Origin of the sequence: Nonomuraea sp. NPDC005983 (assembly GCF_040614375.1) — a bacterium.
In the GTDB taxonomy this organism is placed as follows: Bacteria; Actinomycetota; Actinomycetes; order Streptosporangiales; family Streptosporangiaceae; genus Nonomuraea.
Map to the genome: position 1 here is coordinate 1 of NZ_JBEXUP010000021.1, position 24,146 is coordinate 24,146.

The 24,146-nt window shown below is 70.0% G+C and carries 21 protein-coding genes and 1 other RNA gene; 4 read left to right on the forward strand and 18 right to left on the reverse strand.

From position 1 onward, the window contains the following. From ABZ297_RS12620 to ABZ297_RS12655, 8 genes are all read right to left on the reverse strand, one after another. Positions 1-1,318: BTAD domain-containing putative transcriptional regulator (locus ABZ297_RS12620; protein ID WP_355343812.1), on the reverse strand; the 1,318-nt coding region annotated here is incomplete at its 3' end. Further along, positions 1,315-2,904: a serine/threonine-protein kinase gene (locus ABZ297_RS12625; protein WP_355343815.1), complete on the reverse strand. Its 1,590-nt coding sequence runs from the start codon at positions 2,902-2,904 to the stop codon at positions 1,315-1,317. The genes ABZ297_RS12625 and ABZ297_RS12620, both read right to left, overlap by 4 nt. 148 nt (positions 2,905-3,052) lie before the next feature. Then, positions 3,053-5,056, reverse strand: a complete 2,004-nt coding sequence (locus ABZ297_RS12630) for a LuxR family transcriptional regulator (RefSeq protein WP_355343818.1) — start codon at positions 5,054-5,056, stop codon at positions 3,053-3,055. A 247-nt stretch (positions 5,057-5,303) separates the two neighbouring features. Further along, positions 5,304-5,459 carry a hypothetical protein gene (locus ABZ297_RS12635; RefSeq protein ID WP_355343821.1) on the reverse strand — a complete coding sequence of 52 codons (156 nt, stop codon included), beginning with the start codon at positions 5,457-5,459 and terminating at the stop codon, positions 5,304-5,306. 109 nt (positions 5,460-5,568) lie between these two features. After that, the gene (locus ABZ297_RS12640; protein WP_355343824.1) at positions 5,569-6,726 is read right to left on the reverse strand and encodes a hypothetical protein; all 1,158 of its coding nucleotides are present in this window, start codon (positions 6,724-6,726) and stop codon (positions 5,569-5,571) included. Continuing rightward, positions 6,723-7,223 carry a SigE family RNA polymerase sigma factor gene (locus ABZ297_RS12645; RefSeq protein WP_355343827.1) on the reverse strand — a complete coding sequence of 167 codons (501 nt, stop codon included), beginning with the start codon at positions 7,221-7,223 and terminating at the stop codon, positions 6,723-6,725. Before ABZ297_RS12645 ends, ABZ297_RS12640 begins: the two co-directional genes overlap by 4 nt. Positions 7,224-7,382: 159 nt before the next feature. Then, positions 7,383-8,225, reverse strand: coding sequence for a phosphatidylinositol-specific phospholipase C/glycerophosphodiester phosphodiesterase family protein (locus ABZ297_RS12650; RefSeq protein ID WP_355343830.1), 843 nt, complete (start codon positions 8,223-8,225; stop codon positions 7,383-7,385). 78 nt (positions 8,226-8,303) lie between these two features. Further along, complete coding sequence (locus ABZ297_RS12655; RefSeq protein ID WP_355343833.1) at positions 8,304-8,477, reverse strand: hypothetical protein; 174 nt, start codon at positions 8,475-8,477, stop codon at positions 8,304-8,306. On the opposite strand from ABZ297_RS12655, the gene ABZ297_RS12660 reads away from it, so the two are divergent. Next, a complete protein-coding gene (locus tag ABZ297_RS12660) occupies positions 8,476-9,345 on the forward strand; it encodes a CPBP family intramembrane glutamic endopeptidase (RefSeq protein ID WP_355343836.1) in 870 nt (289 codons plus the stop codon). The two genes, ABZ297_RS12655 and ABZ297_RS12660, sit on opposite strands and share 2 nt — an antisense overlap. Before the next feature lie 92 nt (positions 9,346-9,437). Here the strand turns inward: ABZ297_RS12660 and ABZ297_RS12665 are convergent, their stop codons facing one another. After that, positions 9,438-10,106: a C39 family peptidase gene (locus tag ABZ297_RS12665; RefSeq protein ID WP_355343839.1), complete on the reverse strand. Its 669-nt coding sequence runs from the start codon at positions 10,104-10,106 to the stop codon at positions 9,438-9,440. Between the two features lie 502 nt (positions 10,107-10,608). On the opposite strand from ABZ297_RS12665, the gene ABZ297_RS12670 reads away from it, so the two are divergent. After that, entirely contained in the window at positions 10,609-11,220 is a 612-nt protein-coding gene (locus ABZ297_RS12670) for a DUF6069 family protein (protein ID WP_355343842.1), read from the forward strand. Positions 11,221-11,254: 34 nt separating this feature from the next. On the opposite strand, the gene ABZ297_RS12675 is transcribed toward ABZ297_RS12670, so the two are convergent. The 4 genes from ABZ297_RS12675 to ABZ297_RS12690 form a co-directional block, all read right to left on the reverse strand. After that, the gene (locus ABZ297_RS12675; RefSeq protein ID WP_355343845.1) at positions 11,255-11,572 is read right to left on the reverse strand and encodes a hypothetical protein; all 318 of its coding nucleotides are present in this window, start codon (positions 11,570-11,572) and stop codon (positions 11,255-11,257) included. Between the two features lie 250 nt (positions 11,573-11,822). Next, a complete protein-coding gene (locus ABZ297_RS12680; RefSeq protein ID WP_355343848.1) occupies positions 11,823-13,682 on the reverse strand; it encodes a hypothetical protein in 1,860 nt (619 codons plus the stop codon). Beyond that, positions 13,670-14,671, reverse strand: a complete 1,002-nt coding sequence (locus tag ABZ297_RS12685; protein ID WP_355343851.1) for a hypothetical protein — start codon at positions 14,669-14,671, stop codon at positions 13,670-13,672. The genes ABZ297_RS12680 and ABZ297_RS12685 overlap by 13 nt, the downstream gene beginning before the upstream one ends. Further along, positions 14,658-16,094 (reverse strand): hypothetical protein, encoded by a 1,437-nt coding sequence (locus ABZ297_RS12690; protein ID WP_355343854.1) that lies wholly within the window; start codon positions 16,092-16,094, stop codon positions 14,658-14,660. The genes ABZ297_RS12685 and ABZ297_RS12690 overlap by 14 nt, the downstream gene beginning before the upstream one ends. A gap of 310 nt (positions 16,095-16,404) precedes the next feature. On the opposite strand from ABZ297_RS12690, the gene ABZ297_RS12695 reads away from it, so the two are divergent. Continuing rightward, complete coding sequence (locus ABZ297_RS12695) at positions 16,405-17,694, forward strand: DUF4407 domain-containing protein (RefSeq protein WP_355343857.1); 1,290 nt, start codon at positions 16,405-16,407, stop codon at positions 17,692-17,694. After that, the gene (locus ABZ297_RS12700; RefSeq protein WP_355343860.1) at positions 17,684-19,303 is read left to right on the forward strand and encodes a serine/threonine-protein kinase; all 1,620 of its coding nucleotides are present in this window, start codon (positions 17,684-17,686) and stop codon (positions 19,301-19,303) included. The genes ABZ297_RS12695 and ABZ297_RS12700 overlap by 11 nt, the downstream gene beginning before the upstream one ends. 189 nt (positions 19,304-19,492) lie before the next feature. On the opposite strand, the gene ssrA is transcribed toward ABZ297_RS12700, so the two are convergent. The 5 genes from ssrA to ftsE all read right to left on the reverse strand — a co-directional run bounded on the left by ssrA (position 19,493) and on the right by ftsE (position 24,127). Continuing rightward, positions 19,493-19,875, reverse strand: a transfer-messenger RNA (tmRNA) gene (gene ssrA / locus ABZ297_RS12705). A 288-nt stretch (positions 19,876-20,163) separates the two neighbouring features. Beyond that, a complete protein-coding gene (locus ABZ297_RS12710) occupies positions 20,164-22,023 on the reverse strand; it encodes a penicillin-binding transpeptidase domain-containing protein (protein WP_355343863.1) in 1,860 nt (619 codons plus the stop codon). Further along, complete coding sequence (smpB, locus tag ABZ297_RS12715) at positions 22,020-22,487, reverse strand: SsrA-binding protein SmpB (protein ID WP_355343866.1); 468 nt, start codon at positions 22,485-22,487, stop codon at positions 22,020-22,022. Before smpB ends, ABZ297_RS12710 begins: the two co-directional genes overlap by 4 nt. A 24-nt stretch (positions 22,488-22,511) precedes the next feature. After that, positions 22,512-23,417 (reverse strand): permease-like cell division protein FtsX, encoded by a 906-nt coding sequence (gene ftsX / locus ABZ297_RS12720; protein WP_355343869.1) that lies wholly within the window; start codon positions 23,415-23,417, stop codon positions 22,512-22,514. A 20-nt stretch (positions 23,418-23,437) separates the two neighbouring features. Next, positions 23,438-24,127, reverse strand: a complete 690-nt coding sequence (gene ftsE / locus ABZ297_RS12725) for a cell division ATP-binding protein FtsE (RefSeq protein WP_091079803.1) — start codon at positions 24,125-24,127, stop codon at positions 23,438-23,440. Positions 24,128-24,146: the final 19 nt, after the last annotated feature.

The following is a 24,146-nucleotide window of genomic DNA, read 5'->3' on the forward strand; positions in this document are numbered from 1 at the left end:
GGGTACGGGCCGCCTCGGGCTCGGCCTGCACCCGTTCCCGCCCCGCCACCGCGGCGAGCATGCCGAGGGCCTCGTCCGGCTCCAGCACGCCCAGCTCGTACGCCCTCGCCGCCTCCAACCCGGCCAGCGGCGACCGGCTCGTCACGATCGTCACGCTCCCCGGCCCGGTCGGCAGCAGCGGACGCACCTGCGCCTCATCAGCGGCATCGTCCAGCACCACGAGCAGCCGCCTACGGGACGTCAGCCCCCGATACACCCGGACCCGCTCATCCAGCGTCGCCGGGACCGCGCCGTCCGGGCACCCCAGCGACCGCAGCAGATCCTCCAGCGCCGCCCCCGGCGACCGCGCCCCCAGCGAGGCGTAGAGCCGCCCGTCGGGCAGCTCGATCAGGCCGGCGGCCCGCACGGCGACCGCCGACTTCCCGCACCCGGGCGGCCCGTGCACGACCAGATGTACCGGCGCCTCACCCCGCGGCGGCGGGCTGCCCCGGTCGTCTCCGGCTGCTGCGCGGGTCAGCCAGGCGAGGACGTCGGTGCGGCCGGTGAAGTCGGAGATGTCCGGGGGCGTCTCGTTGGGCGGAGACTTCTGGGACGCCGGCGGCGCGGCGTCGGCGTCCAGCACGCGCTGGTGAGCTTCGCGCAGTTCGGCACCCGGCTCCAGGCCCAGCTCCTCCACCAGCGTCCGCCGGGCGTCCTGGTAGGCGGCGAGCGCGTCGGACCTGCGCCCGGAAAGGTCCAGCGCGGTGACGAGGTGCGCCCAGGCCCGCTCGCGCAGCGGATACGCCGCCACCAGCGCACGGAGCTCGCCGATCACCTCGCCACTCCTGCCCAGGCGCAGGTCCAGCTCGACGCGTTCCTCCAGGGCGGCCAGGCGCAGCTCTTCCAGGGGGACGGCGTGCGCGCGGCGCAGCCGGGCGGACTCGACGCCGGCCAGGGCGGCCCCCCTCCACAGGCCCAGCGCGTCCCGGTAGAAGGCGACGGCCTCGGCCGCTCGGCCCGCGTCCCTCGCCCGCCTGGCCTCGGCGACCAGCCGTTCGAAGCGGTGGCAGTCCACCTCGTCGGGGTCGATCGCCAGCAGGTAGCCGCCGGGGCTCGTCCGGATGCCGTCCACGAGCTTGCGCAGCGCGCTGACGTACACCCTGAGCACCGGCTCCGCCGAGGCGGGCGGGCGGTCGTCCCACAGCACCGTCATCAGCCGCTCGATCGGCACCACCCGTCCGGGCGAGAGCAGCAGGGCGGCCAGCAGGGCACGGTGCTTCGCCGGGCCCGGCACCTGGCCGTCCTGGACGTGCAGCGGCCCCAGCAGCCGGAACCTCACCCGGCGCTCGCGGGTTTGAGCGCGAACGAGTCGAAGCGCACGCGTAGCGGCTCCCTGGCTCCCGAGCTCCGGGGGGCCGCGTGGACGCCCGCCTCGCCCGGCCCGTAGGGGGCGTCGGTGTCGGTGGCCTCGGCGACCAGCCGTTCGTCGAGCCACATGCGGAGGGTGGCCTTGGTGCCGGTCTGAGCGCATTCGGCCACGATCCGGGTGGCAGCTGCCGGTTTCGCGGGTTTCGGGCCGTCCAACGGGGTGGGCTGGCCGCCAGTGCGGCGCTTGAGGATGGCGACCTCGTCCCCGCGCACCGCGAACTCGTAGCGGTCACCGGAGCCGGACGAGCCGTGGCACCAGACGCCGAACTCACCGGTGCCCTGTTCGACCCGTGCCCGAGCGCTGATCACCACCCCGCCGGCGGGCTCGCGCCTCGGCGCGGACTTCCACAGCCGCCACCCCGCGTTGACGGTCAGCACGTAGCCGGACCCCCGCTGCTGGGCGCTCCCGCCGTCGGAGGAGCCCAGCTCCCAGGAGTCGCCGAAGTCCGCCTCGTACGGCCACGCCTCGCTGCCGAGCAGGGGGACGGCGACCGCCGCCGCCGCTGCCACGGCCACCACCGCGACGGCCCCGGCCACCCACGGCCACCGCTTCCGTCCCGTCCGGCTCGCACCGCCCGCCCCCGCGGCCCGTGACGGGTCGGCGGCGTTCCCTGGCGGCTCCCGGCGGGTGGCCTGCGCGGCGGGGCGCGGGGGAACCGGGATGTCCGTCCAGGTGCGCTCGACGACCTGGGTGGCGGCGGCCGGGGTGACGGGGGTGCCGCCGACCAGGTCGGCGAGGAGCCGCTGGGGCGTGGGCCGCAGCGCCGGGTCCTTGGCCATCGCGCGTTCCACGACGTCCCGCATGGCATGGTCGAGGCCGTCCAGCATCGGGCCCTCGTTGACGATGCGGTACAGCACCTCTGCTGGGGCACCGCCGCCGAACGGCAGCCGCCCGGTGCCCGCGAACGCGATCAGCCCGCCCCAGGCGTAGACGTCGGTGGCGGGCGTGAGCGGCTCGCCGCGCACCTGTTCCGGGGCCATGAAGGCGGGCGTGCCCAGGACGGCCTGGCTCGCCTGGCTGTCGGCCCCGACGAGCTGCGCGATACCGAAGTCGATCACGCGCGGCCCGAGTGGCGACAGCAGCACGTTGGACGGCTTCAGGTCGCGGTGGATCACACCGGCCCCGTGGATGGCGCTCAGCGCGGTCGCCACGCCCACCGCCAGCGCCTCCAGGTTCGCCCCGGAGAACGCCCCCTGCTCCCGGACGGCCTGCCCCAGGTCGGGCCCCTTCACGTACTCGGTGACCAGGTAGGCGATGTCGCCGTCGATGCCGGCGTCCAGCACGGGGGCGGTGCAGAACCGCGCCACCCTGCGGGCCGCGGCGACCTCCCGGTCGAACCGCCTGCGGAACGCCGGATCGCGGGCCAGGTGCGGGTGGATGACCTTGACCGCGGCCAGCCCGCCGGTGGGGGTGGTGGCGAGGTGCACCTCGCCCATGCCGCCACGGCCGAGCACGCGCCGCAGCGCGTACCCGCCGATCACCTGTCCGCCGTCCATCGGGGGACACACTAGCCAGGTCCTCCCGCGCCCAGTGCGGCCGCCAGCGCGTCCGGGGTGATACGTCAGGCGCCTCGCGGCCGCTCACCAACCTTCGGGCCGCCGAGCCGACCGGGCTGTCAGGGCGTCTGGCCGGGCTCGTCGAAACTCAGCCCTCGACCACGTAGGGGACGGCGCGGTCCAGGCCGAGTCGCTCGCCGCTGCGGAACGCCGCCGCGTACGCCCGCCCTCCCAGGCTCTGGCGCGCCTGCGCGGCGCAGATCTCGTGGGCGCGCACGTGATGCCACAACAGGGTCGGTGAGACGCCCATCGCCTGCCAGAGCGAGTGAGCCACGCCCAGCATGCGGGCGGCGCGTTCGTACTGCCCGTACGAGCATGCGATCCAGGCGAGGACCTCGACGCACTCCGTGAGGCCCCACCGGTCGTTGATCGCGCTTCTGAACGCCGCCGCCTCCTTCATCATGGCCTCCGCCCTGTGCGGCTGCCCCTGGTGCCAAGCGGTGATGCCGACGGCGAACAGCGCGTACCCCCGCGAGACCAGCGCTTGACACTCGTCGCACATCGTCAGGAACGCCTGGGCCAGTTCCGCGGCCCGATCGGGGTTCTCGTCCGCGCTGTAGGTGGCGTCGTAGAACATGTTGATACCGACCGCGCTGAGGTCGCCGCGAGCCCGATGGCCGGCACGTGCCTCCTCCATCAGCGCCATGCCGCGCCGGATGTCACCGGCCGAGAAGGCGGCCATGCCGGAGACCTGCGTAGCGAACGCCCGGGTCTGCTCGTCTCCCGCCTGCCGCGCGAGCAGGAGACTTTCCTCCAGTTTCGGCACCGTCGCGGCGAGATCGCCCTGACAGACTGCGAGCATGCCGGCGACCCACAGTGCGGTCCTCCGGGCGGGGTCGTCCGGCGAGACCAGTTCCAGCCCGCGTTCCAGCCAGTGCCGCCCCTCGGCGAGGGAGCCGGCGAGCTTCCAGTAGGCCCACATCGCCGACGCCATCCGCAGGCACATGGGCGCGTCGTCCGGCCTGCTCAGGCACAGCTCCATCGCGACGCGGATGTTGGGCAGCTCCACCTGCGTCACCTGGTAGCAGGCCAGCTGTTCGGGAATGAGCCGGTCCACCCGATGCTCCTCCACCAGGCGCAGGTAGTGGTCGTTGAAGCGCCGCCGCAACGCCTGCTCACCGCCGTCAGCGAGCCGCTCGCGGCCGTACATGCGGATGCTGTCGAGCATGTGGTAGCGGATCCCGTCGTCCCGGCGCTCGACGGTCAGGACGGACTTGTCCACCAGCCCGGCAAGCAGGTCGAACACGTCCTCGCGGGCGATGTCGTCCCCGTGGCAGACGTCTTCCGCCGTGTCCACGTCGACGCCGCCTGCGAACATCGACAGCCGGCTCCACAGCCGCTGCTCGGCCGGAGTGCACAGGCCGAAGCTCCAGTCCACGGTGGCCCGCAACGTCTGGTGGCGCGGCAGGGTGGCGGCGCGCCAGCCCGCGTCCAGCACCGCGAAGCGCTGGTCGAGCTCCCGTGCCAGCTCCTCCACCTGCATGGCGCGCAGCCGTCCGGCCGCGAGCTCGATCGCCAGGGGGATTCCGCCCAGGCGGCGGCAGAGCCGGGCGACCGCCGGAGCGCTGCCGGAGTCCACGGCGAACCCCGGCCGCACCCTCGACCCCCGGTCCGCGAACATGCGGACGGCCTCGCTCCTGACGATGTCGCGCACCGTGCCGCCGAGGTCCGGCACCGACAGCGACGGCACCACCAGCACCTGCTCGCCCGCCACCCCGAGCGTCTGCCTGCTGGTGGCCAGGATGCGCAGCCGGACGGCGCCACGCAGCAGCAGGTCGACCAGGCGGACGCAGTCCGGCAGCAGGTGCTCGCAGTTGTCCAGCACGAGCAGCATCCGCTTGTCCGCCAGATAGTCGACGAGCACGGCCATCGGGGCCGGTCCCGCGTCGCGCACCCCCAGCGCCGCCGCGACGGTGGGCTCCAGCAGCTCACCGTCCTCCAGGGCGGCGAGTTCGACGACCTCGACCCCGTCGCAGAACGCCGGCTTCAGGCTTTCTGCCACGCGCAGCGCCAGCCGGGTCTTGCCCACCCCACCGGCCCCGGTCAGAGTCAGCAGCCTCGCCCGTGACAGCAACCGCCGGGCCGTGGTCACCTCACCTCTGCGTCCGATGAAGCTGGACGTCTGGGCGGATTTCAACACTGGATCTAGCAGGGCCATGTTCTGCTTTCGCCGTCCCCCTGTCCCGCTCCACCGCCGGCCTGCAGGAGTGGACGGGAGCCGAGTTCGCCCGGTAGGTGCTCGACGCGGGCCTCGGCGGTATCGGTCACCGTTTATGTCCAGGTTATGCGCAGACCGTTTTCAGCGCACGACCCGACGGCCACGGGGGACGGCCCTCGCGTCAGAACCAGTAGCGCCGGCCTCCGACCGGGCGTCCGACCGCACCCAGCACGAAGAAGATGATGCCGATGATCAGGATGATGACGCCGATCGTGTAGAGGATCGAGATGCTCAACAGCCACCCCAGCAACAGCAGGATCACACCGAGAATGATCACTATGCCTCCATGGATCATTGGGAAACGGACTCGCCATCCCGCTGCCCCCACGACAGGCCGCTAATCGCGACACCCCCGCCAACCTGGGCTCCAAAGCGGCGTGCTCCCGTCAGCGCGTGCCGGACCAGGCCGGCTCCTCGGCCGGATGGTCCTCGCGCCAGATCTCCACGCCCACCCGGTCGTACCCGACGACCTGGAAGCCGTCGAGGTAGATCTCGCCCGCGCGCTCGTGGGTGCCGGAGAACAGGGTGACGCCGATGTGCCACGGATCGGGCCGGGTTTCGGCCGTCGCGCTCCGCCCATCGGGGAAGACCAGCGCGACGCGGGCCGTCCGGCTGTCGGCGATGCCGAACCAGTTCCCTTGGTCCGCGACCAGCTCCACCGGGCGGCTCTTGCCGCCCAGGTCCTTCATCAGGTCCTTCGCCCTGACCAGCTGGACTCCGATCGCCTTCCCGTCGCGCTTCCAGATCAGCGTCCTGTCGGGGGTCTCGTAGATGCCCGCGACGAGACCTCCCGGCATCTTCATGGTGGGGGCGACCGGCTCGGCCGTCGCCTCGGGGACGGGGGAGTCGTCCTCCTTCTTCACCCGGGCGAGCACCTTGCCGCCGGCGTCGGTGAACTCGAAGGCCGTCACCTCGGTCTTCGACGGCGCCGACACGGTCCAGATCTTCCGGGGAGCGTCGCCGGGGCGCTGGACCTTGCCGGGGATTCTGGCGCCGTCCTCGGCCACGGCCGACACGGCGGCGACCTGGTCGCGCGAGGCTCCGAAATACAGGACGTCGCCGGAGGCCGGCCACCCCTCGGTCGAGCCCTGGAACGTGGCCTGCGCCTCGTCGTCGATCACGCTGCCGCAGGAGGCCCACTGCCCGCCGCGCTCGGAGACGGCCTCGCAGAACACCGTGCCGGTGTCGCCCTTGGTGTCCGTCGCCCTGGCCAGCCAGAGCAGCGTGGGCCTGCCCGTCGATGGGTCGTCGACGGGCAGCCGGTCACCGAGGAGCGTCTTACCCTCCATGACCTTCGCGAAGATGTCGCGGCGCTCGTTGACGACGGTCCCGGTGCTCACCTCGCCCTGTCCGCCGACCGTCGTCAGGGCGGCAGGGACGGCCACCGCCACGACGGCGAGCCCCGCGATCAGCGCGTGCGTCCTGGCCCTGCGCCGCCGGGACCGGCTCATCACCAGCCCGGACAGGTCGCCGGGCGCGGGCGGCGCGTGCTCCGAGGCGTGGCCGAGCGTGTCGCGGAGCCGGGCCTCCAGCTCGTGGTTCATGAGGTCCTCCCGTGGGCGGTTGCGGGATCGGATACGGCGGAGCGGAGCTTGCTCAGGCCGAGCGAGGCGTGGCTGCGGACCGTTCCCCGCGAGATGCCGAGCACCTCGGCGATCTCCGCATCGGCCAGGTCCTCGTAGTAGCGCAGGACGAGCACGGCCCGCTGCTTGCGCGGCAGGCCCTCCAGCGCCTGCCAGAGCCCCTGCTCGGAGTCGGAGGGCAGCAGGTCGAGCCGCGACCGCTCCGGCACGTCCCAGGCGAGCCGCTCGCGCCGGCGCCGCCGCCAGGTGCTGATGTGCAGCCGCGCCATGATCATCCGGGTGTAGCTCTCCGGGTCGTGCTTCCTGCGGACCCTCGGCCAGGCCCGATGCAACCGGATCAGGGCCTCCTGGGTGAGATCGGCCGCGTCGTGCGGGTTACCGCTGAGCACGTAGCCGTAGCGCAGCAGCGCGTCGGCCCGTTCCGCGATGAACTCCGCGAAGCGGGAGTCGTCATCCACTTCCTCACGCCTTCCCTTGGTCGGTCACACCACAGACGGACCAGGCGGCGAATCTGTTGAATGCGCCCTTCTTCGTACCAAGCAGAAAGGGACCCGAGGCAGCGAGCCCGTGAGGGCTCGCGACCAAGGGTCCCCGGGGTGACGGCCCGCGTCGCGGGGTCAGGCCGCGGCGCTGTTGGCGTCGTGCTCGCGCAGGAACTGCTCGAGACCCGCCAGGTCGTCGGTGTTGAGGTAGTCGACGTCCGCCGCGACGAGCTCGCGCCAGATCGCGTCGCGGGCCGGGCCGGCGGCGTCGGGCGTCGCCCAGAACCGCACCTTCTGGCCGTCACCGTGCGCGGTCGCCACGATCTGGCGGAGCTTGGTCCGCTCCGCGGCCGGCATCTCGCCCTCCCCCCTCCAGGTGAAGACGTTCGTCCAGTTGTCGCTGATCAGGGAGACCAGGGACGCGCCGCCCTGTCCCAGGTCCGACATGCGGCCGTCGTAGAAGGCGTACCGCTCCTCCTGGGCGGCCATGAGGTCGCGCGGGCGGTCACCGCTGATGACCACCGTCACCGCCCCGGCCTTCACCTTGCCCTTGTGGTAGGTGGTGAGCATCTTCCGGTACGCGCCCAGCACCCGGTCGATCTCGGTGTAGGTCGCGGCGCCGTTGTTCTTGATGTCGACCAGGAGCTGAAGCTGCTGGCGGCTGCGCGGGAAGACCCGCCCATGGCCGTCGCGGACGCGCTGGGCCAGCGGGTCGAGGTAGAGCGACTGGAGCGTGCGGCCCGGCCGCAGGTCCTCCGGGTCGTGCCCGACGCGCAGCTCACCGTCCACCAGGTAGACGTCGGCCTCGACACTGTTGAATCCGTGGTCGAGAGCGTCGAGAAGCGGGCGCGAGTGCTCGTAGTCGTTGTGGGCGTGGGCACGAGACAGCGGCTCGGCACCGGTGGCGGCCGTGGCGGGGGTGGCCACCAGCAGCATCGCTCCCGCGGCGACCAGGGCGCCCAGGGCTCGACGGAACATCGCATCTCCTTACGGATACGGAAACCAGAGATGCGCACCAAGGTATTCGTGCAAGATGTGACGAGAGTGACGATTTATCTAATACTGCGAGATCGCCACCCAAAACAGCAGGACATCGCGGATCAGGGACGCGCCACCGGCACGGCACGGCCGCCAGGTCAGCCCTTCCAGCGACATCATGACTTCGGTCATGTCCGCTTCTATCCCCGGGTCGATGTCCTGGTGATCGGGCCGCCCGTAGCGTTCTGCCATGGTCGCCACCGAAACCCGCAAAGCGCTGCCCCGCCTCGTCTTCACGGGGGCGGGTCTGGCGGTGTTCGTGCTCGCCTACGCCTGGCTCCTGGCCACCGGCAACACCGCGATCTCCGCTTCGTCGGACCCCGGCGCGTCCAGGATCTCCCTCTGGGCGGCGCTGCTGCCGCCGCTCACCGCGATCGTGGCGGCCCGCCTGGTCGGCCCGAAGGCGGAGCCACCAGCACCCCTGGCCGGCCTGCCCGGATCCCGGCTGCGCAGCGAGGCTTGGGTGCTGGTGGGGGCGGCTCTGCTCATCGCGCTCGTGGCTCCGGCGGCGCGGAGCCTGGGCCTGGTCTATCCGCTGGTCAAGGTCCTGCTCCTGCTGGTGGTCCCGCTGGTCGCGATGCGGCTGATCAGGGGGGACGGCCCGAAGGCCAGGGCGATCCCGGCACCGGTCACCTGGCTGGCGCCGCTGCCCGCGATCCTCGCCTGGTTCCTCCTCTCGCAGGTGGGACCGCTCGCGGTGCCGCTGACCCAGCAGCTGCCCGATCCGGTCAGCCTCGTCGTGGGCTCGCTCGTCACGCTGCTGACCGCGAGCGTGCTGGAGGAGGTGTTCTACCGGGCCTGGCTGCAGACCAGGCTGGAGGCGCTGTACGGCAGGTGGCCGGCGATCATGGCCTCGTCGCTGCTGTTCGCGCTGATGCACTCCTCCCGCATGACCTCCGACGCTCCCTTGCTCGGCCTCGCCACGATCGTGGCCTTCCAGGGCGTGTTCGGCCTGATGCTCGGCTACCTGTGGTCCCGTTACCGCAACATCTGGGTGGTCGTCGCCATCCACACGATCATGAACCTCGCCCTGGTGCCCCTGCTCCTCGCGCTCCTGTGACGGCCCCTGCTCGTCCGTCAGCATGGACGTACCCCCGACTTCGGGGATGCCGCGCGGGCCCCGCCCGACCTCCCCGCGGCGCTGCCGATGTGTCAGAGCTTGGAGATGTAGCGCATGCCGCCGCCCTCCTGGAGGGTGCCGGCCAGGACGCCGGCGGAGACGGTGTGGACGCCGCCCGTCGGCCTCCACGGGTCGAACACGGTGATCGTGCCCTTGAGCCGGTCATAGCCGTAGGCGATCACCGCGTGACCGACCCTGGCCCCCTTGACCTTGCCCTTGTTCCAGGGCAGCCGCTCCATCCACACGGCGAGGGTCGGAGCCCGGTGCAGGCCGCCGACGTTCTGCGCCACCCGGTTCATGAGCACCGCGGGGTTGCCATTGACGTCGGTGACCACCGTGTACGCATAACCGCGCGACTTCACGTAGGCGTTGAGCACCGGAGTGGCGTTTCTGCCGTCGGTGCCGCTCTTCGTGGTCTTCATCTGCTTGGCAAGGGTCGGCTGGCCGACCTTGACCCCGAAGGTCGACAGGCTCATCGACGAGGACGCGGGCACGCAGTAGTAGTTCGTCTGCTGGTACTGCGTCTGGACGGCGACCTTGTAGGCGAGAGGCGCGGCGGCGTCGCTCTTCACGGCCGCCGGGGACGCGGCCGCCGCCGGAGTGGGCGACGCGTAGGCCGGTGTCAGAGCGGCGAACTGCAGGGCGCTCACGGCCGCGGCAACCGTGAGGACGATGCTCGTTCCCGTCTTGCACTTCTTCACTTGATCACTCCGCAACTACTAGATCCAGGCACGTCGGCGCGCAACTTCTGCACACAAGCGTCGACATGTGGTCAAGAATGGTAGTTGATCATGTCAAGCACCGTTCAAGGACGCCACACCGCGAACGCCCCTGCCACCCCGACGACGTCTTCGAACGGGAGGTCATCCACTGGCATACGCTCTCCACGGCGAGGCCCGGCCGGCTGCGTTGAGGAACGGCTGCCAGGTTCACCACCCGTACTCCGCCGCCCTGCGTCCAGAAGATGACACCGCTGCCTCCCGACCACTGCCTGCCACCCGACGACCCGAGCTTGGCGCCCGGTCGTGTCGGTGCGGGCGTCGTAGATTCTTTGACCGACAGGCGCGAAAGCAGCCAGCCCGAAATCATCCAAGCCGCCACCAGGCACCGACGCCTCACGCGCGACCGGCCCCTTCCGGTCTTGACGGCGCATGTAGGGTTTCTGTCAATGCTTGATCAGCATTCGCGACAAAGGTGATTCGCATGTCCTATCCCCCCCATAATCGCCACGATCACCGCCCAGGGGCGGCCCGGCCGAGGGTCAACCCGGCGCGAGTGTGGGGCGGTGGCGTGGCCGCCGCCGTGGTGGCCGCACTGATCGTGGTGGTCGGAACCATGATCAGCAGTCGGCTCCTGGGCATCCGCGCGCTCACTCCCAGCGGGGTCTCCGCGTACGGCAGCGCGACGATCACGGGATACGCGATCTCGGCCGCTGTCGCCGCGCTCGTCGCCACGTTGCTGCTCTACGTCCTCATGCTCTCGGCGCCGGAGCCGACCAGGTTCTTCGCCTGGATCGCCGGGCTCTTCGCCGTCATCATCACGATCCTGCCCTTCATGTACACCGCCGACCTCATCCAGCAGGTCATCACGGCCGTGATCAACCTCATCGTCGGCGTCGCCATCTTCTCGCTGCTGACGTCGATCGGGCGCGCGGCCATCGAGGAGGTGCCGGATCCGGAGCCGTACCCGTACGAGCAGCCCCGCGGGTACGACCAACGCGGATACGAGCCCCAAGAGCACCAGCAGCGCAGGTACGACCAGCGCGGGTACGAGCCCAGAGAACACCAGCAGCGCAGGTACGACCCGTACAACTGATCGGGGAGAGTGAGCCCGCCTTCCCAGGCCGATATCAGGACCTGTTGGCAAGAGGACGGGAATCTACAGACTTCGACCAGAATCCACCCGCCTTGACGACCTCGGCGATCTGGTCTCGCACGGGGCGGGGCTCGGCCTGCAGGAGCGTCGTCAGGTCGGTGCCGCGGGTCACCAGGTATCCGGCCATGAGGTTGGAGAACAGCGAAAGCGTGTGTGTGATCTGGTAGGGCTCCAGGCCGCTGCCGGCCAGCGCCTCACGCGAGACGGAGAGCGAGATCGGCTGGTAGTCGATCTGTCGGTCCAGCGCAATGCTCAACGCCTCGGCGATGTCCTGGCCTCCGACCGCCTCCACGCCCCCCAGCTAATAGGTCTTGCCCGCGTGGCGGCTGCGGTGGCCCGCGGCCAGGTCGTGCTGGGTCTCGGCCGCGACCCGGCCAGCGACGTCCGCCAGATCTTCAGATCCGCCGCCCACTCTCCCTTCCGACTCGGGCACCCATGCCGGCGGCTCCCCCACGGGTGTGGAGAGGACGAAGTCCTGAAAGGACTCGCGGGTCGCTCGGCTTTCGGGAACGTGTCGGTCACACGGGACTGACCCGGCCAGGTCAAAGCCGCAACCACAGGGCGAGGGCCGCCGCGATGCCGAGAACGATCGACATGCCGACGAGGACCTTCCCAAGGAGGCGAGACGCACGCCGGCGGTACCACCTCTCCCTGCCGTCGTCCTCGGGGGCGGTCATCCGATCGAGGCCGGCAGTGACGCCGTTGGCCACGCGCGTACCGGTCAGGCCCAGCTCCCGCACCGCGCCGGCCGCCGCCCCGCGCAGCAGGGTCGAGGCCGTCCCCGGTGCGCACTCCGCCACCATCGCGAGCAGGAAGGTCCGGGGAGGGTGGTCCAGGTTCAGGAGGATCTCTTCTATGTCGGCCGAGGTGAGCTGCCGGCGATGGCTCACCCAGAGCAGGTATCGGAGAGCGAGGATGCTCTCCTCGGCGGCGCAGATGGAGCTGATCGTCTCGATGAGGTAGCAGTGTCGCGTCAGCGCGTACTTGACGGCCTCCATGCCGCGCGGATCCGTGGACAGGGCGCGGCGGTCCGCCTCGGCGATGACGACGTTCAGCACCTTGCGGTTGCGGGACTCGACGGCGACGTGAAACAACTCGTCCTCCGACATGCTGTCGAGAACCTTCTGCAGGTGCTCGGGGCCCCGCAGGCTCGCGATGAGCAACCGGCCCGAGGGGGCGCTGCGCGGCTGGATCCTGCCCATCGTGGCCAGCAGCGCCGGCGGCAGGTCGGGCTCAGGCCCCAGGTCGAACAGCATCTCCTCGACGTCGACCGCGCGCATGGGCGCCGCGTACAGCAGCCCGAGCAGGTGCTCGAAGAAGGTAGGCACGGCGACGGCACCGGCCGGCCATTCCGGCGGGCGGACGGGGTTGGCCCTGACGAAGGCGCGGTAGGCCTTACGGTCCTGGTCCGGCACACGTGCGCGAGCCCGCTGCGCCAGTTGCGCGTTGAGGACGCCGAGCCGCTGCGCGTCGGCGTTCGCGATGCTCTCACGGCACTGCCGCAGCAGCTCCTCCACCGAGACGGAGGTCTGCTGCCCGGCCTCCGACGTTCGCTCTCTGAGCAGCCTGGACGCCGCGGCGCGGTGCGACAGGTCGTCGAAGTCGCGCGGCTCCGTCAAGGTGGCGAGCCACCTCATCAGCTCACGCAGGTCTTCACCCTTGTAGCGGGCCAGTTCCTTCTCGTACAACAGCGCCTGCGCCGGGTACGACTCCGCCGGCTCGCCGGCCTCCCAGGGCAGTTCCCACGTCCCGCGGGTGGGCGGCACCTCGGAGAAGGAGAGCCGGATCCGGTGCCGGGAGGCGCTGTTGGTCCAGGTGGAGGCCGCCAGCGTGGCGCGGAACCCGTACGGGAGCAGCGCCGCCACGGCGTCCAGGAAGTCCAGCCGCCGCTCCGAAGACAGGTGGCCGGCCCGCACCACGCAGACGGGCTTCCCGGTGAGCAGCAGCGCCGCCGCCCGCCGCGCTGTGGCGTTCACCTCGCCGGCGAGACGGCGCTCGTCGTACGCCGCGAGAGCGAGCTGGAAGGGCGCGTCGCCGGAGAAGTTCCCCTTCATTAGCGCCTCGTGCAGGGCCCGGTACGACACCGGCTCGGCGGCGACGTCCGCCCAGCGCACGCAGACGTAGTACGTCATCGCGTACGGGCGCTGGAAGCCGTCCTGGGACTCGGGCTCGGCCTGCCGGGACAGCCCCAGCCATGGCTCGTTGTCGAGGTCCGCGGTGAAGTAGCTGGTCGCCACCCGTGGGAGGGCCTTGGGCTCCATGGTGCCGGAGGTGAACGCCTTGAGCCACATGCCGAACTCGGCGTTGGTGATCGCGCCGGTGCTGCAGCCGATCACGCCGTAGTCGTCCAGGCTCTCCGGCGTCTTGCCGAGGATCGCCCAGTGGGCGGTCAACTGGGCCATCGTCTGCTCCTCATCGCGCCGGGCCGGAGCATCTGGCCGAGCCAGAGCACGGGCTCCATGACGTTCATGGGGCGGACGGCGCCCCGGATCGTCAGCCCGCCGTTCGCGTTGTCGATGACGTTGAGAGGGTCGTCCGGGTCGAAACGGCCGTGGTCCTCGTCGATGAACAGGCCGACGGAGGACGTCACGAAGTATCTGATGCGGTCCGCGTGGAAGAACGCCTCGATCAGGTCGACGATCATCTCGGCGTTGTGGTCCTGGACCTCCCGGCACAGCAACCGGAAGAAGTCGCGGACCAGGTCTTCGGGCACACGGGGGATGCGCAGTTCGTCGCCGGGATCCCGCTCTGTGTACCCCCGTTCCATCGCGGTTCTCAGCACCTTCGGGTCGTCGAACTTGGTGATGCAGACCGCGATGTAGTGGGGCAGTTTGCCGTCCTCGTACTCGTCGCCGGTCAGCATCCGCCCGGCGACCTCATGCAGCGCGGCGTCCAGGTGTTTGAAGGCGTCGCCTACCCTGGCCTCCCGGTCCGGGTCGAACATGTAAATCAGCCCGCGGCTCTTGACCAGGCTGTCGACCAGGGCCTTCTTGTCGATGTTCGCCTCGGACTCGGCGTACAGGTCGCCGCGCAGGTCCAGGAAGTCGAGCCTGACCTTCGGCGCCTTCGCCACCTGCGTCGTCCACGGCCACCACCATCGTCTGCGCGGCGCCTCCGCCGGGCCGATGATCAGCCAGCTGTAGTGGGTCAGCGCCTCGGTCGGAGCCGGGAACGTGCGCGCCTGCAGCAGCGTGCTGCGCAGCTTCGCCAGCTCCGTCCTGGACACCGCGTTCTCCCCGATGAGCCGCCAGCCCGAATCGCGGGCCTTGTTCAGCGCGACGCTCAGTGCCGCCAGGAACGCGGTCTTGCCGCTGCCCGAAGCCCCCCACATCGCGATGTCGGGCTCGCGATCGCGCTCGGCGTCGCCGGGGGTGGAGTCAGTGTCGACCACCGATGTCCTCATTCTGGGAGACGAAGGGAAGGGAGAGCACGACGGACGACGTCGTCACCAGGCCGAGCCGGATCGCGAGTTCTTCCGCGTTCACCGCGTCCACCTGGAACAGCGCGGCCGAGCCGAGCCGATGCCAGGGGGAGGAGGGGGCGGTGGGCGGACTGTCGCAGATGGCCGCGCTCCGCAGGCCGTGGCGCTGTTCCAGCTCGCGCAGCAGTTCCAGCCAGTCGTAGCGCGCAGGGCAGGGCGGCACGCGGTCGAGGCCGGACCGAGGGGGGTGCGGGGGGCGCGCCCCGATGGTGAGCAGCGCCGTCCGCGTGCTGCCCGGCTGAGCGTGCAGCCGACTGCTCACCTCCGCGAGCACGTCTTCGAGCTGGGCGGCGTTCGGATACGTCGGCGTGGTGGGCCGCAGGGACTCCAGGGCGGCGCGCGCCCCCGCGGTGGAGGCGGACCAGGCGGCCAGGGCCGGCCGGGTTCTGTCCGCGTGCCTGGTGCCGAACACATGGGTGCCGTATCCCACGACGGACACCTGGAGCTGCTGGAGGTCCGGGCAGCGCTCGGCGAGCAGGTCGATGAGGTAGCCGGCCCAGTGGCAGCGGGCCTCGAACTCCTTCGCGGTCCCCGACGTCTCGATGGCGCACACCAGATGGGCGGACCGGGGCGTCGCGGACGGCCGCCGGGTCGGCAGCGCGGCCATCACGTCCGCCCACGGACGCGTGTCCGGCCGCAGACCGGGAACCTCGGGGAAGCGGACGACGCCGGGGCGCTCCAGCACCGCCCGCAGCAGGTGCCGTCCTGGCGGGAGCGGCGCGTGGTCGAGCGACACCATCCCGGAAGGCTGGAGCGGGCCCGACCAAGCGGAGATCGCGAGCAGCAGGCCGCCCGCGTCGGTGCAGGTGACGGTCACGTGGGCGGCCTCTCCCGGCTTCGCGCCGGCGCCGAAGAGCCGCCGTCCCACCAGTTCGAGCCGGCCGTCGTCCGCGCGGTCCCTGGCCACGATCAGGTCGTACGCGTGACGCAGTGGCGTACCGGCGATCACCTCGGGCAGCAGGTCTGCGACCTTGGCCCCGGACGCCTCGACGACCTGGGCCGTCGGGCGCCACTGTCGCAGCGCGCGCAGCGCCGCCTCCTGCTCGGGGCCGTCGGCGGAGCACGCCACCAGCACCGGGTCCCCTTCGTCGGCGGAGATCAGATCGCCCGCGACCCGGAGCACCGCGTCGAAGACCTCGTCGCCGGAGGCGGTCAGGGTGGACCATTTGGCGGCGGCTCTGCGCGTGTGGTGGGGGGTGCCGACGTCGTCGACCAGCACCTCGAAGATCCGCAGTCCGGCGGCGTCGATCTCCACGACGGCCAGCCGCTCCCTGAACGAGCCGATCAGATCGGCGAGAGTGCTCCGCAGCCCGCCCTCTGCAAAATGATTCAAAGAATCTCCCCGCCCGTTTCAACCGTTATTCGCTACAAATCCTTTTATGTGACAATAACGGCTGATTGGCGATTATTTGTCCAATTTCTGGCGGTTTGCGATCGGCCGTGAGAGAGCCGTCCGTGGCGGGCTGTCGGACACAACTTCCGCGAGTTGACATCTGTCCTCTTGCGATAAATCAGGTTTGCCGGTTGTTTATGGTAGTCAGTGGATTACTCACGGGGTAGGGCGTGTAGCACCCTGTCCCCTTCTCCCGGAGCCGCGCGTGGTCGGTAGATGGTTGATCGTCTTGTCGGGTGCCCGTACGGATGTGCTGGATCAGTGCAAGGGGGAGCGCGCCAGGTTCCACGGCCTGGGCGGCGCCATCCTGACCACGGCCTGCATCGCCGCCATCTCCATGACGTTCGCGCTCGCCTCGGCGCTCAAGGTGTTCCCGCCGCTCGCCGTCCTGATCGGCCTCGTCTGGGGCGTGGCGATTCTGAGCCTGGACCGGTGGCTCGTCACGTCCCTGCCGACACAGGGCGGGCGGCGCTTCTGGCTCGCCCTGCCCCGTGTGCTCCTCGCGTTGCTGCTGGGGGCCGTCATCTCCACGCCGCTGGTGCTCCAGATCTTCAAGCCCGAGATCGACGCCGAGATCGTCGACATCCAGCAGGAGCGAACCGACGCGTTCACCCGTGCCCAGCAGGGCGGCGAAACCGGCCGGCGCATAACCGAGCTGGAAAAGTCCGCGGCGGCCCTGCAGGCCGTAATCGCCTCCCGCGGGGAGACCCCGCTCGATCCCGCGGCCGACCCCCGGATCCAGGAGCTGACCAAGTCACGCGAGCAGGCGGTCAAGCAGCGGGACAGGTTCTACCAGGAATGGCAGTGTCAGCTGTACGTCGGGCCGCCCAAATGCGCGAAGAAAGGGTCGGGGCCGCTCGCGGAGGCGGCAGAAGAGGCGTACAAAACCGCCCGCGACCGGGTGAACGACATCAACGGGCAGATCGAGCAGCGCAGGCAACAACTCAGCGGCACCCAGGAGGCCGGAAAGGCGAGCAGGCTGGCCCAGGCGGAGCGGGACCTGCGCGGCGTACGGTCCGAGCTGGACAATCTGACCAGGCAGCAGGCTGGGCTCAGGGACGGCTTCGCCTCCGAGATCCACGGGTCCGACGGCCTGATGCTGCGGCTGGAGGCGCTCGGCAGGGTGTCGCGGGACAACGCGACCCTCAACATGGCCAGGCTCCTGCTGTTCCTGTTCATCCTGCTCATCGAGTGCCTGCCCGTCCTCGTCAAACTGATGCAGCGGCCCGGCAGTTACGACACGATCGTGGCCGTGCTGGAGCGGCGGGAGGTCAACAAGGCCATCGACCAGATCCACGACGCGGACAGGCGGCCGCCACAGGCCGACTGGCGGGACGGCACCACCCGGCCGTACACCGCGGACGAACCGCGTACCGGCGTCTTCTACGGCTCAGGCCCGTCCGGGACTTCGCAGGCTGAGCCCCACGAAGGCAGAAGCTTCGAGGACGACGCGCTCCGCAATCTCCAGGACAACCGCGTCCCCCGGGCGACGGGCCACGGCCGGCAGGCCGAGTACGCCGGACTGAACGATGATTGGTGAGCACGTCGCGGGCCGGTTCGTCATCGAGGCGCCACTGGGCAGCGGCGGCATGGGACGGGTCTGGCGCGGCCGGGACCGCAAGCTCGGCCGTGTGGTGGCGCTCAAACAAGTACGCGCGGACGTCGGGCGGCTGCCGGAGTTGAAGGCACGGGCGGAACGGGAGGCACGGGCACTGGCCCGGATCGACCACCCGGGCATCGTCCGAGTCCACGACGTGCTCGACACCCAGGACGGCCCGTGGATCGTGATGGACTACGTGCAGGGCATCGTGCTCGGCGCGCTCATCAAGCGCGCGCCCCTGTCCGAGCCCGCCGTGGTGCGGATCGCCGCCCAGGCGCTCGACGCGCTCGCCGCCGCGCACGCCGTCGGGGTGCTGCACCGCGACGTGAAGCCGGACAACATCCTGATCACCTCTTCCAGCGAGGTGGTCCTGGTGGACTTCGGGATCGCCGCCATCGAGGGCCACGAGCGCATCACCATGCTCGGCCAGGTGATCGGCACCCCCGACTTCATCGCCCCTGAACGGCTGCGGGGCACCACGGTCGGCGAAGCGGCCGACCTGTGGTCGCTGGGCGCAACCCTCTACACGGCCCTGGAGGGGCGTCCGCCCTTCCACCGGAGCACTGAGGAAGCCACCAGGTTCGCCATCCTCACCTATCCTCCGGATCCCATGACCCGGACGCGGCGGCTCACCTCGACGATCAACCGGCTGCTGGTCAAGAGCCCGACAAATCGGATGAAGGCCGACGAGCTGGCGCGGCGACTGGAACAGGCCGCCAGGGGGGATGCCGGGACGGGGGCGCGGTGGACACCGCCCGACTCCATCACGGGACACTCCCCGCCTTCCCGGGAGAACTGGGCTGGAGGGATGAACAGCGCCATTTCCGATACTTCCCGCATCTCGCGAGAGGGCGGTGGCGTCCCTGGAGGGGGCGGTGGCGTCTCCTCAGGAGGTCGCGGCTTCTCCGCAGGGAGCGGCTTCCCCAGGGGAAGCGGCTTCTCCAGGGGAAGCGGCTTGTCTGGAGGGCGCGGCGATCGAGGGGGAAACGGCGCGGGACCGGGCGGGAGCGCGGCGGCGCAACGCGTGCGCCGGACGCTCGTCGGTGCCGACGCCGCGGAGAGAGGCTCGATGATCCTCGCGCTGACCGCCGCCGAGGCGGCGGTGCTCCTCGCCGAACACTGGCGGCTGTTCACGACCGCCGCGGTGGAGGAGATGTGCCGCCAGGCGTCGAAGAGCGCGAAAATCCTGCACATGCTGCTCCCAGGACGCGTGGGCTGGCTGCTCGACCAGGTACGCGACCCGACCCTCGTCGCCGGGGTGGTCCTGGCGATGGACCCCCACCACCACGGACGCGTGCTCGGCAACATGCACGACCGGCAGTCCGCGGCGGCGATCGAGGCGATGGCCGCCGCCGACACCCGGCAGACCGGCCTCGCCGTCGCCGCGATGCCGGAGGACTCGGCCGGTCAGGCGCTGAGTCGCCTTCCGTCCGCCACGATCGCCGGATTGCTCGTGCACTGCCCGCCTTACCGCCGCGACCGGCTGCTGCCCCTGCTGCCGTCCTCGCTTCGCGAGGACGTCGAACGGCGACTGGCCGACGGGGAGTAGCCGTCAGGGGCGCACCACGTACTCGGTGCCGGTCGTGTGCGACACGTGGGCCACGGCGTCGAACGCCGGCACGTCCACAGGGCCCGAACAAGCAAAACGGCGGTGCCCTGATGGACACCGCCGCTGCTACTGGCACCTCAGCGCTTCTCGCCACCGCTCTGGCAGAGCAGTGTTCGAGTAGCGCCCCTTGGGTGGAGGTGGCGGGAATCGAACCCGCGTCCTTCAACCCCAAGACAGGGCTTCTCCGGGCGCAGCCTGCTGTGTTTTTCTCAGCCCCGGCGATCACGCAGGCGAGTCGCCGACGGGCTCAGCCACTGTTTGGTTTCCCGATCACCCCCGTGGCCGGGGAGGTCGGTTGAGCCTTCTGATGATGCCAGACACCGAGCCGAAGGCACTCTCGGGCTGACAGAGGTTCGCTACTTAGGCAGCGAGGGCCAGGGAGTCCTGGCCGACCTCAGCGTGCTTGTTATTGGCACTTATCGTTCGCGGTCACAGGATTAACGAGGTTATGTCCGCCGTCCTCGGCCCGCTTCACCTGACTTGCAAGGTCAAAGTCGAAGCCAGTCACCCCCTGTGCTGTTGTCAACACGCCCCCGAAGGGGCGAGCAACAAGAATCTAGACGGTTAACACCCAGGATGCCAACTTGATTCCCGCATGCCGAAACCCCCGGGAACGTGGCTCAGTTGCTCGCGCTCCCGGGGGTCGACCGGCAGGGTCGAGCCGGTCCGGACGGCAGGACTTCCCCCGAGATGAAGTCCTGTCGCATCACGGTGACCAGGTCCGCAACCCCCCGAGCGGGCCCAGTCATTCAGTAAGACGCAGCCGGCACGCCGAATGGTTGCTTACCGTGACGGTGTAATCACGACGGGTTGCCGAGCGCCTCGAAGAAGCTGCTGGCGACGACCGCCGGGTTGTACTTCTTGGCCAGCACGGCGATGGCGACGCCCTTCTGCCAGCCGACGAACCAGCGCATGGAGGCGTCCTCGCCGCCCGCTGACGACGACACGCCGTACACCTTGCCACTGCCCGCCTGCGCGTGCGCGCTCGTCGCCCCGGCGCTCATCATCGCCTTCAGCGCCGTGCGGACCTCGGGGGCGAGCGGCGCCGGCTTGAGCGGCGCTCCGGGCACCACCTCGGCCGCGGAGCCCGGCTCCTTGGGGTCGGTGACGAGGATGGGCGGATGCCAGGCTCCCGAGGCGACCGCGCCTGCCACCAGTGCCATGCCGAGCGGGCTCATCTGGACGTTCTCCCCCACGATGGCCTTGGCCTTGTCGGCGTCGGTGGGCAGTTCCGGCAGCGACCCGCTGTAGGACTTGAGCGGCAGCCGCCACGGCAGCTCCACGCCGAAGGTCGTGGCGCTCTTCGCCAGCTCGGCGGCGTCGACTCGGCGCGCCAGCGAGGCCAGCGCGGTGACACAGCCCTTGGCGAAATTATCCTGGAGGGACGCCGACGAGCTGGTGACCTGGCTGGTCTGGACGAACTTCGCGCCGCCCACGGTCCGCTCGGCCGGGCAGGCCAGCTTCAGCTTGGGGTTGACCTTGGACCTGATCAGCGCGTCGGCCGCCACGATCGAGAACGCGGTGCCCGCCGGGAATTTGCCCGCGAGGGCGTCCTTCTCCTGGTTGTAGCCGTTCGCGCCGACCGCCAGGATCTCGCCCGTCTCCGGCTTGACCGCCACCAGCACACCGGCCTCGGCGTCGGCGACCGCCTCGTCGGCGGCCCGCTGGATCTTGCTGTCGATCGTGGTCTTGACCTGGCTGTTCTGCCGCCCGGGCCACTCCTTGAGCAGCGCGGCCTGCTTGCCGGTCTTCAGGTCAAGGGTGATCACCTGAGTCTTGGTGGAGCCCGTCAGATAGTCCTGGTAGGCCCGCTGGAGGCCGCTCTGGCCGATCGAGTCGCCGGCCCGCTGCGGGCCGCCGAGCTTGACCTCGTCCTCGGGGGTGAGGGAGCTGACCTTGCCGACGATGTCCTTGGGGGCGTCGGGCGCGACCGGCTGCGGCAGGGCCTTGACCGTGATCTCGGGGATCGCCTCCAGGTCGTCCTGGATGGCGGGGTAACGCCTGCCACCGAACGTGGCGAGCGAGACGAACTCGTCCGGCGGGGACGACCTGATCTTGCTCAGCAGCCGGTCCTGGGCGAACCCGGTGATCTTCGAGAGCTCCGCGACGACCTTCTCGGCCTGGCCTCCCAGCTTGGACGGCTGCACCTGCGCCACGTACACGTTGGTGTCGCGCTGGAGTGGCGTGCCGCGCACGTCGACCACCGGCATGCGCGGCGTCGGGTCGGTGCGCACCGCGAACCGCTGCCCGTCCTTGAGCTGTGGGTGCAGCACGGACGGCGACCAGCGCACCTTCCACGCGCCGTTCACCAGGTGCAGCGGCAGCGCACCGCTGTACTCCCACAGCGGGTTGTTCTCGCCCAGGTCGACCTCGGCCCCGAAGTCGGCGCGCGACTCGTCGCCGTTGAGGCTGATGCTCTTGATCTTGAAGCGGAACGAGGCCGCGTCGAGCTCCAGCTTGGCGTCGGCGAGCGCCTCGCGCACGATCGCGGGGTCGCCGTCGGTGCGCTCGGCGGCCAGGTCGTAGTCCTCCGACTGCCAGCCCACCAGGAAGTCGCGGACCGCGTCGTGCGGCGAGGACTCGTCGAGGCAGGCGGTCAGAGTCGTGCACGCGACCGCCAGGGTGACGGTCGCGGCAACGGTACGGCGGATGCGGCTCATCTGCTGCGGTGCCGCAGCGCCCGGGCCATCTCCCGCTTGGCCTGCTGCTCCGCCAGTGACTGGCGCTTGTCCCAGTCTTTCTTGCCTCGGGCCACGCCGATCTCGACCTTGGCCTTGCCGTCCTTGAAGTAGAGCGACAGCGGCACGATCGTCAGACCGCCCTCTTTCGTCACGGCGGCGAGCTTCTCGATCTCCTTGCGGTGCAGGAGCAGCTTGCGCTTGCGGCGGGCGGCGTGGTTCGTCCACGTTCCCTGTGAATACTCGGGGATGTGCACGTTCAGCAGCCACGCTTCGCCGCCGTCGATCGTGGCGTAACCGTCGGTGAGCGAGGCGCGACCCTCGCGCAGCGACTTCACCTCGGTGCCCTGCAGCACGAGCCCCGCCTCGAACGTGTCGTCGACGTGGTAGTCGTGCCGGGCACGCTTGTTCTGGGCGATGACCTTCCGCCCGGTCTCACGTGGCATGCTTCCGACTTTACCGGCGTTCCACTACACCCTGAGGTAGCGGCGAAGAGTGACGAAGGAAGCCAGCACACAGATCAGCACGCCGATTCCCATGGTCAGGGTGATGGTCTGGGCCACATCGTTCCAGCCGATGCTGCTGGTGGCCGCGAGGAAGCGGGCGAACTCCTCGAACATGAACACCTTCGCCACGATCAGCATGACCGCCGCGAACACGCCGCCGATCAGGCCGGCGATCACGCCCTCCATCACGAAGGGGAGCTGGATGTACAGGTTCGACGCGCCCACCAGCCGCATGATCCCGGTCTCGCGGCGCCTGTTGAAGGCCGACAATCGCACGGTGTTGCCGATCAGCAACGCCGCCGCGAGCACCAGGATGATCGCCACCACCAGGGCGGCGCTGCGCACCAGTTGGAGCATGTCGAAGAACTTGCCGATCAGGTCCTTCTGGTTGACGATCTGCGCGACGCCCTGCTGGCCTTCGATCTGCTGGATGACCGGCTGGTAGTTGTCAGGATCCTTCAGCTTGACCCGGAACGACGGGGGCATGTCCTGGACTCCGGCCGCCTCGACCAGTGCCTTGTTCGAGCCGTAGGCCTTCTTGAAGTTCTCGTAGGCGGTGGCCTGGTCCTCGAACGTGACCGACTGCACTCCCGGCAGGGACTCGATCTTCGCCTTGAGGGTCTGCGTCTGCTGCGGGGTGGCCGCCTTGCCCTTGCAGTCCTCGTCCGAAGTGGTCTTGGTGCAGAGGAAGACTGAGATCTCGACCCTGTCGTACCAGTAGTCCTTCATGAGCGAGACCTGGGCGTTGATCATCAGGCCGACACCCAGCATGGCCATGCCCACCGCCACGGTGATGACCACCGCGATCGTCATGGTGAGGTTGCGACGGAGGCCGATCCAGACCTCGGAGAAGATGAAATTCGCCCGCATGTTCTGTCAGCTGCTCCCTGTCAGTAGGCCTGGCCGTAGACGCCACGCGACTGGTCGCGGACGATCTTGCCGTCCTCCAGTTCCACGACGCGCTTGCGCATGGAGTCGACGATGGCCGCGTCGTGCGTGGCCATGACGACCGTAGTGCCAGTCCTGTTGATCCGGTCGAGCACCTTCATGATGCCGATGCTCGTCGCGGGGTCGATGTTGCCCGTCGGCTCGTCGGCCAGCAGGATCATCGGCCGGTTGACGAACGCTCGGGCCATGGCGACGCGCTGCTGCTCGCCGCCGGACAGTTCGTCGGGCATGCGGTGCGCCTTGCCCTCCAGGCCGACCAGCTCGATGACCTCGGGCACGACCTTGCGGATGAACCGCCGGGGCTTGCCGATGACCTCGAGCGCGAACGCCACGTTCTCGTAGACGTTCTTGTTGGGCAGCAGCCTGAAGTCCTGGAACACGCAGCCGATGCGGCGGCGCAGGTGCGGCACCTTGAAGTTGGAGAGACGGGCGAGATCCTTGCCTGCGACGTGGATCGCCCCGGAGTTGGGCCGCTCCTCCTTGAGGATCAGCCGGAGGAATGTGGACTTGCCTGATCCCGAGGGACCGACGAGGAACACGAACTCGCCCTTGTCCACGTCGACGGAGACGTGGTCGAGAGCGGGCCTGTTCTGGTTGGCGTAGACCTTGGTGACATTATCGAAATGGATCACGAGAGCATCACGGCATGCC